The sequence below is a fragment of the Pseudoalteromonas sp. Z9A4 genome, assembly GCF_011378845.1.
GTDB lineage: Bacteria > Pseudomonadota > Gammaproteobacteria > Enterobacterales > Alteromonadaceae > Pseudoalteromonas > Pseudoalteromonas arctica.
The window spans coordinates 38,399-51,503 of the sequence record NZ_WTLA01000028.1 but is presented as its reverse complement, the minus strand read 5'-3'; the positions used below and the strand labels follow the sequence as shown (position 1 = coordinate 51,503).

13 protein-coding genes and 2 tRNA genes are annotated in these 13,105 nt (G+C 38.1%); 9 read left to right on the top strand and 6 right to left on the bottom strand.

From position 1 onward, the window contains the following. Window positions 1-123: 123 nt before the first annotated feature. Window positions 124-1,650, bottom strand: a complete 1,527-nt coding sequence (locus GQR54_RS16665; RefSeq protein WP_007583843.1) for a fumarate hydratase — start codon at window positions 1,648-1,650, stop codon at window positions 124-126. Between the two features lie 155 nt (window positions 1,651-1,805). On the opposite strand from GQR54_RS16665, the gene pabB reads away from it, so the two are divergent. The 3 genes from pabB (at window position 1,806) to GQR54_RS16650 (ending at window position 5,226) form a co-directional block, all read left to right on the top strand. Next, entirely contained in the window at window positions 1,806-3,164 is a 1,359-nt protein-coding gene (gene pabB / locus GQR54_RS16660; protein ID WP_166379103.1) for an aminodeoxychorismate synthase component I, read from the top strand. 6 nt (window positions 3,165-3,170) lie between these two features. After that, window positions 3,171-3,746, top strand: coding sequence for a CoA pyrophosphatase (locus GQR54_RS16655; protein WP_166379101.1), 576 nt, complete (start codon window positions 3,171-3,173; stop codon window positions 3,744-3,746). Window positions 3,747-3,849: 103 nt separating this feature from the next. Beyond that, on the top strand, window positions 3,850-5,226 hold the full coding sequence (locus tag GQR54_RS16650) for an L-serine ammonia-lyase (protein WP_024590992.1): 1,377 nt from the start codon (window positions 3,850-3,852) through the stop codon (window positions 5,224-5,226). A gap of 77 nt (window positions 5,227-5,303) precedes the next feature. On the opposite strand, the gene cysB is transcribed toward GQR54_RS16650, so the two are convergent. After that, complete coding sequence (gene cysB, locus GQR54_RS16645; RefSeq protein ID WP_002961670.1) at window positions 5,304-6,281, bottom strand: HTH-type transcriptional regulator CysB; 978 nt, start codon at window positions 6,279-6,281, stop codon at window positions 5,304-5,306. 323 nt (window positions 6,282-6,604) lie between these two features. On the opposite strand from cysB, the gene GQR54_RS16640 reads away from it, so the two are divergent. Continuing rightward, window positions 6,605-7,363 (top strand): hypothetical protein, encoded by a 759-nt coding sequence (locus tag GQR54_RS16640; protein WP_166379099.1) that lies wholly within the window; start codon window positions 6,605-6,607, stop codon window positions 7,361-7,363. Window positions 7,364-7,447: 84 nt separating this feature from the next. On the opposite strand, the gene GQR54_RS16635 is transcribed toward GQR54_RS16640, so the two are convergent. Then, complete coding sequence (locus GQR54_RS16635) at window positions 7,448-8,740, bottom strand: NCS2 family permease (RefSeq protein ID WP_166379097.1); 1,293 nt, start codon at window positions 8,738-8,740, stop codon at window positions 7,448-7,450. A gap of 118 nt (window positions 8,741-8,858) precedes the next feature. On the opposite strand from GQR54_RS16635, the gene GQR54_RS16630 reads away from it, so the two are divergent. From GQR54_RS16630 to GQR54_RS16620, 3 genes are all read left to right on the top strand, one after another. Then, window positions 8,859-9,323, top strand: a complete 465-nt coding sequence (locus GQR54_RS16630) for an SEL1-like repeat protein (protein ID WP_166379095.1) — start codon at window positions 8,859-8,861, stop codon at window positions 9,321-9,323. Between the two features lie 297 nt (window positions 9,324-9,620). Then, window positions 9,621-10,055 (top strand): SulA-like leucine-rich domain-containing protein, encoded by a 435-nt coding sequence (locus GQR54_RS16625; RefSeq protein WP_007583705.1) that lies wholly within the window; start codon window positions 9,621-9,623, stop codon window positions 10,053-10,055. A gap of 38 nt (window positions 10,056-10,093) precedes the next feature. Further along, window positions 10,094-10,573, top strand: a complete 480-nt coding sequence (locus GQR54_RS16620) for a YchJ family protein (RefSeq protein WP_166379093.1) — start codon at window positions 10,094-10,096, stop codon at window positions 10,571-10,573. A gap of 71 nt (window positions 10,574-10,644) precedes the next feature. Here GQR54_RS16620 and GQR54_RS16615 read toward each other — a convergent pair whose 3' ends face one another. From GQR54_RS16615 to GQR54_RS16605, 3 genes are all read right to left on the bottom strand, one after another. After that, window positions 10,645-11,562: a diguanylate cyclase gene (locus tag GQR54_RS16615; protein WP_166379091.1), complete on the bottom strand. Its 918-nt coding sequence runs from the start codon at window positions 11,560-11,562 to the stop codon at window positions 10,645-10,647. A gap of 191 nt (window positions 11,563-11,753) precedes the next feature. Next, window positions 11,754-12,056, bottom strand: coding sequence for a DUF6172 family protein (locus tag GQR54_RS16610; protein ID WP_002961433.1), 303 nt, complete (start codon window positions 12,054-12,056; stop codon window positions 11,754-11,756). A gap of 180 nt (window positions 12,057-12,236) precedes the next feature. Then, complete coding sequence (locus GQR54_RS16605; RefSeq protein WP_166379089.1) at window positions 12,237-12,764, bottom strand: VC2046/SO_2500 family protein; 528 nt, start codon at window positions 12,762-12,764, stop codon at window positions 12,237-12,239. Between the two features lie 112 nt (window positions 12,765-12,876). Between GQR54_RS16605 and GQR54_RS16600 the strand changes: the two genes are divergently transcribed. Beyond that, window positions 12,877-12,961, top strand: a tRNA-Tyr gene (locus GQR54_RS16600). Between the two features lie 49 nt (window positions 12,962-13,010). Beyond that, window positions 13,011-13,095: transfer RNA gene (locus GQR54_RS16595), tRNA-Tyr, on the top strand. Window positions 13,096-13,105 lie beyond the last annotated feature (10 nt).

Genomic DNA, 13,105 nt, shown 5'->3' with positions numbered 1-13,105 from the left:
TCCGCGAACGGTGCTCGCAAAGACACAAAAATATCCAGTTAGGTATAAACGAAAAAACACCACTCGTTCTTAAACGAGTGGTGTTAAGCACTAGGCTCGCTTTTTAAAAATACAAAACGTACGTTATTTTAGCTTGCTATCAAGCTCTTCTATTTTAGCTTTCCAGATTGCAGGGCCTTGTGTATGCGCATTGGCGCCTTCACTGTCTACTGCAACGGTCACTGGCATATCTTCTACTTCAAATTCATAAATAGCTTCCATACCTAAATCTTCAAAAGCAACTACGCGTGCTTTTTTAATCGCTTTAGATACTAAGTAAGCTGCGCCGCCTACAGCCATCAAATAAACAGATTTATGCTCTTTAATAGACTCAACCGTTGCAGGGCCACGTTCAGCTTTACCAATCATGCCTACAATGCCTGTTTTTTCTAGCATCATATCGGTAAATTTATCCATGCGAGTTGCCGTTGTAGGGCCAGCAGGACCAACTGCTTCATCGCGTACCGCATCAACAGGACCAACGTAATAAATAAATTTATTATCAAAGTCTACGCCTTTTGGTAAGCCTTCACCTGAATTGATCATATCTTGTAGACGTTTATGCGCTGCATCACGACCTGTTAAAATAGTACCTGAAAGTAAAACAGTTTCGCCCATTTTCCATTCTTGAACATCTTTTTTAGTCAGTGTATTTAAGTCAACACGACGTGTGCCTTCGCCCACTTCAAATGTTACTTGTGGCCAATCTTCTAGCTTAGGTGCTTTTAAATTAGCAGGACCAGAACCATCAAGTGTAAAATGTACATGGCGAGTTGCCGCACAGTTAGGGATCATTACTACAGGTTTTGAAGCAGCATGTGTTGGTGCTGTTTTAATTTTAACATCAACAACCGTTGTTAAACCACCTAAGCCTTGTGCGCCAATACCTAATTTATTAGCACGGTCAAAAATTTCTAAACGTAGCTTTTCTTCAGTCGTTTCTGCGCCGCGTTCCATTAGTTCATGGATATCAACCGGGTCCATTAACGACTCTTTAGCCATTACTGCCGCTTTTTCAGCCGTACCACCAATACCTATTCCTAGCATGCCTGGCGGACACCAACCAGCACCCATTGTTGGTAGTGTTTTTTCTACCCATTCAGCAACATCATCTGACGGGTTTAACATAACCATTTTACTTTTGTTTTCAGAGCCGCCGCCTTTAGCCGCAACCATTACTTCTACTTTACCGCCCGCTACTAAATCGATATGTACAACCGAAGGCGTATTATCTTTCGTGTTTTTACGCGTGCCAGCAGGGTCTGCAACAATAGATGCACGTAAAGGGTTATCTGGATTCAAATATGCACGACGAGTACCTTCATCAACCATTTGTTGAACGGTTAAATCTGTTTTATCCCACTTAACATCCATACCTACTTTAACAAAACAGGTAATAATACCGGTATCTTGGCAAAGTGGACGCTTGCCTTCAGCCGACATGCGTGAGTTAATTAAAATTTGTGCAATGGCGTCTTTAGCCGCTTTACTTTGTTCTTTGTTGTAAGCTTTTTCGAGAGCTTGAACAAAATCAAGTGGGTGATAGAACGAAATATATTGCAATGCATCTTCAATGCTATCAATAAAGTCTTGCTGACAAATTGTACTCATAGTGGTTCCTTAAGTTACCGTTACGCGTTGTCGCGTAATCTAAATCAAACCGGTGACGGTGGTTTGCACTGTTTTTTACAGCTTAGTGCTGCCAAAAAATTTGACTTATGATACCCTCCCAGCCCGTTTCGAGCCAGTTCTTAAAGGGGCAGTAAATGCTAAACAATAAAAAAAATTGTATTAAATTAGGCATAACACAAAACTGCATTGACGTTTTTGCGCATTTTTCACATTTGCATTACGCAATTCTATTAGATTCTGCAAATAGTAATCATATAAACAGCCGTTTTGATATTATTGCCATTGAGCCGCAAAGTACCCTTGAAGTAAAAAATAATAAAAGCTTTTTAAATAATATAGAAAGTAATGATAACTGCTTTGAAATTATGAATAATGAGCTTTCGCATCTTGATAAAACAAAAGCCGGTTACGATTTACCCTTTAACGGCGGCTGGCTTGGCTACTTTGGCTACGACCTAGGCCGTACAATTGAAAACATCCCCACTCATGCTATTGAGGATATTAATCTTCCCCAAATGGCTATTGGCCTTTACTTAGATGCCCTTATTTACGACAAGCAGCAACAAAGCTGGTTTTATGTATCGCAGCCAAACACCGATCGATTAGCGCTTTATGAGCAATACTTAAATACACACGTTAACTCCCAAGTTAATACGCAGTCCTTTGCCCTAAACAGCGACTGGCAATCAAATATGAGCGAAACGGAATACGCTGCAAAGTTTGCCCAAATTGAGGAGTATTTAAAAAGTGGCGATTGTTACCAAATTAATTTAGCGCAGCGCTTTAACGCTCAGTTTGAAGGCTCCCCTTGGGCAGCTTATATTAAACTGCGTGAGGCAAATAAAGCGCCGTTTTCAAGCTTTATAAATCACCCTCAAGGGGCTATTTTATCAATTTCTCCTGAACGCTTTATATCTGTAAATAATAACGTTGTAGAAACCAAACCAATTAAAGGCACACTGCCACGAAAAGCAGATGCACTAGAGGATCAACAACAAGCGCAAATACTCGCAGCATCAGCTAAAGATCGCGCCGAAAATGTAATGATTGTTGATTTACTACGTAACGATTTAGGCAAAGTAGCAAAACCAGGCAGCGTTCACGTCCCCTCCCTTTTTGCTATTGAAAGCTTTCCGGCAGTGCACCATTTAGTAAGCACGGTAACCTCAGAACTTGATGAAGGTAAAACAGCGGTCGATCAGCTAAAAGCGGCTTTTCCGGGGGGCTCAATCACAGGCGCACCCAAAATTAGAGCGATGGAAATAATTGAAGAACTAGAGCCGCATCGCCGCAGCATTTATTGTGGTTCAATTGGTTATTTAAGTGCGTGTGGAAATATGGATACGAGTATCACTATTCGCACCTTGGTGTGCCACAAAGCGCAAATTTACTGCTGGGCAGGCGGCGGAATAGTCGCTGATTCTAAAGTCGAATTGGAATATCAAGAAACTTACGATAAAGTAAATAAAATCCTCCCTTTATTAAAACAGTAGGTCGCTTTGAATAGTGAACACATTATGGCGCGCTTTTTGTTAAGCCCTACAGCTGTGCCAAACCAGTTAAAAGACACACGTAAAAAACGCGCTAGCGCTGTTATGCTGCCAATTATTGATATAGATAACCATGCACATATTTTACTGTGTAAACGCCCTACTTATTTACACCATCACCCTGGGGAGATTTGTTTGCCCGGAGGCAAGTTTGAAGTAAGCGACATTACCCTTCGCACCACAGCACTTCGCGAACTAAAAGAAGAGCTAAATATTGCCCAAAGCAACGTTAATGTATTAGGTCACTTACCTGAGTATTCAACCTTAACGGGTTTTAGTATTAGCCCCTATGTGGGTTTACTCAAAAAAAACACCACCTGGGAAAATGACTATAATGAAGTACAAGCGAGCTTTTTGCTCTCTGTCACTGAGTTAAATAACGAAGCTAATTGGCAACCCTTACCTTTTCAACGATTTGGGAAAACGGTTATTTTGCAAGGTTTTAAAACGCCGCATGGTTTACTTTGGGGTGCGACTGCAAGCATTATAAAAAACTTTACAAAACAACTCGCCTTACCAGTTTAAATCTTCGTTATTAGTAGTTACACAATCACAATTCCACGTTATCATGCTCGACCGTTCAAAGAGCAGCTTCATGCTGATAAAACAAAGTAGAGACACACACATTATGATCAGTGCATTTGATATGTTTAGCATTGGTATTGGCCCTTCGTCATCACACACCGTTGGCCCAATGCGCGCATCACGCTTATTTGTTAATGACCTACAAGAACAACAATTATTAGCAAATGTTACCGATATTAAAGTAGAGCTTTATGGCTCTCTTGGTCAAACAGGTGTTGGCCATGGCTCGGGTAAAGCCGTAATTCTTGGTTTAGCCGGTTACGATCCTGAAACAATTGATGCCGATTTAGTCGACGATATTTTAGCGACCATTGAAAAAGATCAGGTTATTTATCTAAACAAAACACACAAAGCTAAGTTTCCAAAACAAGGTGCTATTGTTTTCCATCGTCGTAAAACACTGCCTAAGCATTCTAATGCAATGGAAATTATCGCCTCAAACAACGGCGAAAAAATTTACAGCAAAGTATATTACTCTATTGGCGGTGGCTTCATTGTTACCGACGAAGAGTTTGAAAACGAAAAACAGGCGGCCCTCGATATTAGAGAAGAAAATCCAGCCCCCTTCCCATTTGGTAGCGCAAAAGAACTACTAGAGATGTGTAAAGAGTCTGGGTTTAGTGTTTCTACCTTGATGATGAAAAACGAAAAAACACTGCGCACTGAAGACGAAGTAAAAGACACATTGTTCCATATTTGGAAAGTAATGATGGCTTGTATTGACCGTGGTATGCGCACCGAAGGTATTTTACCTGGCGGCTTAAAAGTAAAACGCCGTGCGCCCAGCTTATACTTAAAACTAAATATAGAGGTCAGTAACGACCCGCTCCGTGCAATGGACTGGGTTGATTTATTTGCCCTTGCCGTAAACGAAGAAAATGCGGCAGGTGGTCGTGTAGTTACCGCACCAACTAATGGTGCTGCGGGTATTTTACCGGCTGTGCTTATGTACTATCACACATTTGTGAAAGAAGTAGACCGCGATATAGCCACGCGTTATTTATTAACGGCTGCTGCCATTGGTATTTTATATAAAAAGAATGCCTCTATATCGGGTGCCGAAGTAGGTTGCCAAGGTGAAGTGGGCGTTGCGTGCTCTATGGCTGCAGGCGCATTAACAGAAATTGTTGGTGGCAATGTTGTGCAAGTAGAAAACGCAGCAGAAATTGGTATGGAACATAATTTAGGCCTAACGTGCGACCCTGTTGGTGGCTTAGTACAAGTACCGTGTATTGAACGTAATGCAATGGGCGCTATTAAAGCAATTAACGCTTCACGTTTAGCTATACGTGGCAGTGGCGAGCAAAAGGTATCGCTTGATAAAGTGATTAAAACCATGCTTGAAACTGGTAACGATATGAAAACCAAATATAAAGAAACTGCTCGCGGTGGATTGGCTGTTAATATTATCGAATGTTAATCAGCTCGCTATAAAAAGAAAAAGCCGCCTATTTTTAAAATAGGCGGCTTTTTTATTATTCGTTTAATGTAGTGACATTATTTAACGGGTAACTCTATATCTGCAAATAGCTTATCTACGTCATCTTGGTTACGTAATAAGCTTGCTCGCTCCACGCGCTCTTTAGTTAAATGCGGTGCAAAACGTTCGATAAAATCATACATATAAGTACGTAAAAAGCTGCCCTTTCTAAAACCAATTTTGGTCGTGCTAGCTTCAAATAAGTGGCTTGCATCAATACACACTAAATCGGTATCGCTCACTTGATCTATCGCCATTGAAGCAACAACACCAACTCCTAAACCCAGTCGTACGTATGTTTTTATAACATCAGCATCGGTTGCGGTAAATACAATGTGTGGTTCGAGCCCGTGTGCGCTAAACGCTTTATCTAACTCTGAGCGGCCCGTAAAACCAAATACATATGTAATGAGTGGATATTGAGCAATATCAGCCACAGTTAAACTATTTGCCTTCTTAGCGAGCGGATGGTCTTTAGCAACAACAATACTGCGGTTCCAATGGTAGCAAGGCAGCATAACTAAATCTGAATACAAATGCAGTGCTTCTGTTGCAATAGCAAAATCGGCATCACCGCGTGCTGCAGCATCCGATATTTGCTGTGGAGTACCTTGGTGCATATGAAGCGATACCGCAGGGTATTTTTTCATAAACCCTTGAATAACGTTAGGCAAAGCATAACGAGCTTGGGTATGTGTTGTGGCAATATTCAACTTACCTTGATCAGGTAACGTATGCTCATTAGCAACGGCTTTAATACCTTCTACTTTGGAGAGTATTTCACGAGAAATATTAATTATATCTTCGCCGGCACCAGTTACATGCGTTAAATGTTTACCACTGCGACCAAAAATTTGTACACCCAACTCATCTTCTAACATGCGTACTTGTTTAGAAATTCCTGGCTGCGAGGTAAATAAACTCTCAGCAGTCGCTGAAACATTTAATTTATGATTTTGTACTTCTACGATGTATCTGAGTTGTTGTAATTTCATGGCTGCAAATTTTAACGTTATTATTCATATTATTTATAAAGGCAATGCCGCTTAAAACCAAGTGTTATTTACGTAAAATAGTACTTTAGGTCTTTAGGTATGCAATTATCTGATTAGAGCTCAAGGCTAGCATAATAAATATGCTTCAGGTAGCGATGATTATCCCGCTAAAGTTTATAAGTTCTCAGGCTTACTGAAGTTTATAAAATACTTAATCTATCAATTTTTAGCATATTTTTTAAGTTAATCAGCGCAAAGCTACCCTGTTAACGTATATTTAATGTAAGATTAAAAAATTAGGTTATACATCTGAGAATTACACCATGATCGTTTCTATTATAATAGTGCTTATAGTTGCATTGATTGTGATTGCACTTTGGGTAAGTGCTGTACAGCAATATAAAGAAAAACAAGAAGCTGAACGTCGTAAAGAACTAACAAAACAAAAAGCTATACTTGATGAAACCGAAGAAGCACTAATGAATAGTGTAAACATACCACTATCTGAAAACATAGTGCGCGCATTACAACGCCGTATTTATGAAGCACTCAACACTATGGTTATCAATTCGCCAAATTCTAAAGCATTAAAGAGCCGTCTTAGCGAAGCAAAAACACATTTATCTAACCCTGTACAAAGTAGTAATAACGAAGTTCTATCTTTGCCTAATAACGACAAGCAGCTGGTAAGTTTAATTCAAGGCATTAAAAGATTACGCGCTATTCTTCGCTCAGAACATAATAAAGGTCGTGTAGATAGCCAAATTTTTATAGTTGAAGATAAGCGTCTCGAAAAACTTCAACTACGAATTAATATTGAAAATCAAATAAAACGAGGTCTATCTGCTCGCTCAGCAAGTATGGTTGGTTCTGCTAGGCAATATTTTGAAAAAGCACGCGCAACGCTTAATGCAGTCACTTACTCTGATGAATATATAACATCTAAGTATCAAGAAATAGAAGGTTACTTAGAAGCTATAAGTGTTGATCTCAGAGCCTCTAATGCAAGCGCACTTAAAAAGAAAACAGAAGAAGAGCAAGACGACTTAGACATACTGTTTGCTCCTAAAAAGAAATGGTAGCGTTTTTTTACTAAAAAATAAGTATTAAAAAAGCCTGCACGAATTAAAATTCATGCAGGCTTTTTTTGTATTTTTTGTTAGCCATTAAGACAAAAATGCAAACTTGAAAACAAACAAGGCTGTTAATATCCAAACACTAATACTGACTTGATCTTGCTTACCGCACAAGACTTTAACCGCCGTATAAGATATGAAACCAAGTGCAATACCGTGCGCAATCGAAAACGTTAATGGTGTCATTAGTAGTACCACAGTGACAGGAATTGCATCGGTCATATCATCCCAGTTTACAAACTTTAAATTTTGCAGCATCAGTACGGCGACATATAAAATAGCACCTGCCGTAGCATAAGCGGGTACCATTTGTGCAAGCGGTGCAAAAAACATCATTAGTAAAAAGCAAATACCTACAACCACAGCCGTTAAGCCAGTACGTCCACCAACAGATACGCCAGCAACCGATTCTATATACGATGTAGTCGTAGATGTACCTAACATCGCACCTGCAATAGTTGCTGAACTGTCAGCACTTAATGCGCGCCCTAAACGAGGCATGTTACCTTTTTCATCAGCTAAACCTGCTTTTTGAGTTACCGCAACTAATGTACCTGAAGTATCAAAAAGATCGACAAACAAGAAAGCAAAAATAACACTCATCATTGATATATCAAAAGCGGCTGCAAAATCTAGCTGCATAAAAGTAGGTATTATTGATGGTGGCATAGCCATAACACCGTGATATTCAACAAGCCCCAAACTTAAAGCAATGCCAGTCACTAATAGAATACTAATAAGCACGCCACTTTTAAAATCGCGGTATAAAAGCGCTGCAATTACAAAAAAACTTAATATAGCCAATAACGGTCCAGGAGAAGTAATATCGCCCAACTGCACTAATGTTGCCGGGCTTGAGACAATAATACCTGCATTTTTAAGCGCAATTAATGCTAAAAAAGCACCTATACCCGTTGCGATTGCTCGCTTAAGCACCAGAGGTATGGCATTAATAATCCACTCTCTGACTTTAAATAAGCTTAAAAACAAAAATATACAACCCGACATAAATACAGCCCCTAGCGCGGCTTGCCAGGTATAACCCATTCCGAGTACAACACCATAAGTAAAAAAGGCATTTAGTCCCATACCAGGCGCTAATGCTAATGGATAATTAGCCCACAAACCCATTATAAAACAACCTATCGCAGCTGCTATACATGTCGCTACAAATGCAGCCCCTTGATCCATCCCTGCCTCAGCAAGCATAGCCGGGTTTACAAATACAATGTATACCATAGTTATAAAGGTAGTTAGACCAGCAACGCATTCGCGTTTAACTGTTGAATTATTTTCGCTCAGTTTAAATAAGGCTTCGAACATAATAAACTTATGATAGTAAAAAGTGGCGGAATTTTAGCACAAAAATTAACTTTTACAGGACATTCCACCTTGCTTTGTACTAAACTATTAAAGCAGTTAAAATAATAAATGAACCCATATGCTTAAAACAACACCTTGTGAGCAAGACTTAGAGCAACAGCTAGATAATATTTTAGGTTTTGTTACTCAATCCGAAAATACCTCTGTGCCCGTTGATAATAAAAAAGATGAGCAAAGTATTTTAAATAAAGCCCTATATTATTTAAAAAATAATCAAGCTCCATTGGCTGCAAAATGGATGCGCCTTGCTGCAATGGCCGGAAACCATAGAGCACAGTTTTACTTAGGTTTATTTTTTGTGAAAGGTGAAGGCGTGCCACAAAGTGTATTTCATGCTGTAGCTTGGTTAAGCTTAGCAAGTAGCCAAGGGTACGCACCTGCCACAGCAGCGGTTACAGATATACGCAAACATATCGAAACTAAGCGATTTAAAGATGCTCAATGTTATGCAGCAAGTTTGTACGAACAAATCCACCAACTCCAGTTTTCTCATATGATCCCTCGCACGAGTGAAAACACATAAGCTAACTATGACAGAAGTACTGTATACAGTATTAAAAAATACTGTATATGATTACAAAGGTAATCCCATACAGTATAAAAACTCAAAATGAAGAAATTACTCAAAAATTTATTTTAAAAATACCCTCTCAAAAACAACCCTATAACGAGCTGATTAATAACGAATTATAAATTAAAAAATAAAAACAATGATCAAAAACTGAATAGCTGTACAAATAAATAGCATAAAAGGCTTGCACGAAAGCACTGTATAAACTACTGTATATGGATACTGTATAAAAACCCAGTGAGTGAAATTATGTTACAGCCTATTACCGTAAGAACAGTTAAAAGTTACCAACAAGATGAGCAAAGCGATTGCGTGAATTTGATTCAAATTGAAGATGAAATTTCAGCGACCTTTGAGCTTTTAAAAGTATTACACCAATACAATAGCTCTAATGCATGGACATTATTAATTGCTCCAGATCATGTACCGAGCAAAGCTTTACTTGACTCATGCTCTATTGATACAAGTAAATTACTTGTTATTAGACAGAAGCACCTAGTAAATTTAGAGTATGTATTAAACTCTGCATTACATAACGGAAACTTTGCAGCGGTAATTACTTGGACCGATATAGTTAATAACCAACTACTGACTAATTTATCGTTCGATTTAAGTAAAACGAATACAAAACTATACTGTTTTACTAAAAAGTCTCAAACAACAGAGATATCACTCGCCCAATAAGCTTGTTAAACTAATGTTTTAGACTTTGTATTATTATTATGACCTCACTCGATACCACATTATGTTTTTGCAGCAGTGGGCACAATTATGCCGATTGCTGCGAGCCGCTTCATTTATCTGTTAAGCAAGCTAACTCTCCTGAACAACTTATGCGCTCACGATTCAGTGCTTATGTTATTAAAAATGCAGAATATGTTTATCAAACCTACGCAAAGGAAAAACAAGCTGAAAATCCGGTTAAAGAAATCAATGATTTTGCTAACAGCTGTCGATTTATAAATCTTGATGTAATTGGGTCAAGCCATGATGACGATACTGGCAATGTAGAATTTAAAGCCCAATATTTTTATCAAAACTTATTTTGTGAACTTCACGAAAAATCGCAGTTTATTAAAGAAAATACTCAATGGCGTTATTTAGATGGCATTATATATCCTGTTGAAGATATTAAAGTGGGCAGAAATGATGACTGCCCATGCGGTAGCAATAAAAAGTACAAAAAATGTCATAGCGTGTAATAATTTTATTTGATTATTTATCACCTACAAGGTGTTTTTAAGTATCAACAAGTTTTATTGGCTCGCTAAGCTTAAAAACACACTTGGTTACGACCTTGCATTTTGGACTCATACATTTTTTCGTCTGCAATTTGCAAAGTATTTTTATTACTTTCGTAAGGTTGTAACGTTGAACCGCCAATACTAATGGTAACAAACCCGTACTCTGAATATTCATGAAGGATTTTTAAATCAATTATATTTTTTTTGATTTTATCAGCAACACAAATAGCACCTTCAGTGCTTGTATGAGGCAGAACAACCACAAACTCTTCGCCGCCATAACGAGCTACAAAATCGGCTGGTCTTTGCAAACTATTTGTAATAGTTTGTGCGACAAGGTTTAACACCTTATCACCTTGCACATGACCATAAATATCGTTGTATTGCTTAAAGTAATCTATATCGATGAGTAAGAGCGCATAGTCGACCTTTTCTCGCAAGGCGCTTCGCTCCATTTTATTAAAATGCGCATCAAAATAACGACGATTAAACACTTGTGTTAAATCATCTAGAAATACTTTTTGATTTAATAAGTCGTGCTGTAATTTTAACGTTATATGCGCACGAACTCTTCTAAATAAAGTTTCTGTTTTAATAGGCTTTTTAATAAAATCAACAGCTCCGGCTTCCCAACACTCTTCTTCTTCATTTTCAAATGATGTAACAAAAATAACCGGGGTATCTTGTGTCTCAGTATTATTTTTTAATTTTAGGCATGTTTCAATACCGCTCATTCCACCCATATTAATATCGAGCAGTACTATATCGGGTACGTCTACATTACAAATTTCAATCGCCTCTTCACCACTTCCAGCGGTTATAACATTAAAATGCTCAGATAATATTTTTTTTAATACAATTAAGCTTAATAACTGATCGTCAACTACAAGTACTTTAGAGTTCTTTAAGCTTAATTTTAATTGATGGTCAGAGTAATTTATCGGCATAGTACAACTGTTTTATTTTTTTAATTAAATACACCCTATAACACCCCATTTTGTTATGCAAATGTTAGCAATAGCTAGTTCTACTAAACTAGCCAATAAAAATGATTTATTGCAAATTTTTAAGATATAAAAACAAAAAATGAGCCACTTGGGCTCATTTTAAAACTTCAAACACTTAATTAAATTATGTGTTATTCGTCATCATCTAAATCTAACTGTTGACGTTGAGCAGGTCGAGCTAAAATCTCTACATAGAAAGAGGTCAAACCTTGCTTTTCAATCTCGCCAATTTGGTTACTTAATTCAGCAACGTGCACAACTTGCGCATCTTCAGCTGTGTTACCAAACTTACAGTCAAATGCCCAATAGTCAGCATCTTCAGGTAGCGTTTTATTACGCTCTCTTTTCAAATATTTTTTCACTTCGTGCTTTGCAGCATCAACCATACGAGGGTATTTGATTTTCTCGTGATTTAGCGTGAATGTTTTCTTCATTACGTTCCTAATTACCTTGGTTTAATGATAATGGCATTTCATGTCATACCATTTGACGCCATTATAGCAATTGCATTTAATTTTTGGATGCTTTTTTTTCATTAAATCAATTATTAGCAATATATATAAAGCAGACCCGCTATAAAGCATATATTAACTGATGATTATTACAATCATATATCACACCGCAATGAGCTGAAGTGGTTGATGTAATGCATCATTATTAAGGCTGTCGTAAAAAGCAGCTGTATCTATAGGAAGGTTAGCTAGTTGCGTTTGCTCGCTTTTAATTCTTCTTCTGACAGCAAGCTCACAATTATCTATTATATTAAGTGAAATATGCTTATCATCATTTCTAATCGCAAGTGGTTCAGGGCTTAAGCATTGTCTTAGCTTAATACTTGCCATACCACAGCGCGCTCCTTCTTGAGATATAAATGATGCATTAAATTGTCCAATCAACATATTATATTCATCAGGGGCCAAAAGTTGCTTTGGACCTGCACCAAATTGCTTTCTTAATGCCTCTTCTTCTATAACTAAATTATCTATTTCAGTTTTTGGTAAATGAAATTGACTAAAGTCGAGTGCGTCATGTGACAGCATCGCTAATAATAGTGCAAATTCGCCACGACGATTTTCATGCACACTATTATTGAGTCTACTGTTTAACTGACTCTCTGTGATTAACAAATCATCTATTTGCATAGTCTTTAGCCGATTGTGGTAACTGATAGATATTTATCGGCTTTATTTCAATTTTCTTTAGCTTTTTTCTTTACTTAAATACGCAATTTGCTATTATCAGCGCCGTTGCATTGGAGGGGTTCCCGAGCGGCCAAAGGGATCAGACTGTAAATCTGACGGCTCAGCCTTCGCTGGTTCGAATCCAGCTCCCTCCACCACTTTTCTTACCGCTAAGTTAAGTGGGGCCAAATGCAATAAAATTAGTGTGGAGGGGTTCCCGAGCGGCCAAAGGGATCAGACTGTAAATCTGACGGCTCAGCCTTCGCTGGTTCGAATCCAGCTCCCTCCACCACTTCTCTAGC